Origin of the sequence: Mesorhizobium sp. M7A.F.Ca.US.007.01.2.1, from assembly GCF_003998165.1 — a bacterium.
In the GTDB taxonomy this organism is placed as follows: Bacteria; Pseudomonadota; Alphaproteobacteria; order Rhizobiales; family Rhizobiaceae; genus Mesorhizobium; species Mesorhizobium ciceri.
Map to the genome: position 1 here is coordinate 1 of NZ_RZQP01000511.1, position 708 is coordinate 708.

Annotated in this window: 2 protein-coding genes; both read right to left on the reverse strand. The window is 63.6% G+C overall.

The window, feature by feature from the left end; translation table 11 throughout:
* Positions 1-206, reverse strand: a 206-nt coding sequence (locus EN949_RS35520) for a GntR family transcriptional regulator (RefSeq protein ID WP_127371996.1), incomplete at its 3' end; no start/stop codon positions are given.
* A 32-nt stretch (positions 207-238) separates the two neighbouring features.
* Positions 239-708 (reverse strand): zinc-binding dehydrogenase (locus EN949_RS35525; RefSeq protein WP_164782689.1); only part of this gene is annotated, 470 nt, incomplete at its 5' end.

A 708-nucleotide genomic window follows, 5' to 3' on the forward strand; every position in this document is an offset into this window, starting at 1 on the left:
CCTTGCAGGCGGATCAGAAACCCGGCCGAGGTCAATTCTCTGAGCGCCCGGTGAACCGTCATCCGCGAGACGCCGAGTGAAGCGACCAACTCATTCTCGGACGGCAGCTTGCGATCTTTGCCCCACCGGCCCGTTCCGATGTTTGCCAGGATGTAGTCCTTCACCTTCTCGTAAAGAGGGCTGGCGGTGTCGGGCAAAGTGATCATTTCAAAAGTCCTTTCCGGCGATTCATCGGAAATCACGACTCGACAGGTTGCCGCATGCGGATGATTGTTTTCAAGCCGTCGCTGCGCCCCGCCAACAGCCGCTCATAGGCAGCCGGAATGTCATCCAGGCCGATCTCCTGGTCGATCAGCGCCAGCAGCGGTTCGCTCAATTCACCCAGCATCCGCACGGCCTCGGGCAGTTCGTCGGCAAAGGCATGGCATCCCAGCAACCCGATTTCGCGTTCGACCAGCGTATTGGGATCAATGTCGAGGCGGCCGTGGAAGATGCCGACCATGGCGATCGTACCGCCGGGATCGAGAACGCCGAGCAGCTGATTGAGCGCCGCGACGCTGCCGGTCGCCTCGATGGCCGCGAGCAGCGGGGCATTGGCAGTTGCGGCGGCAACGGCGTCCCGGCTCAGATCGACCATCCGGGCACCCGTCACCCGCCCCACCCGGGCCCAGCGGCTCTGGTTGCCGTCGGCGATCAGCACGGTGCCGG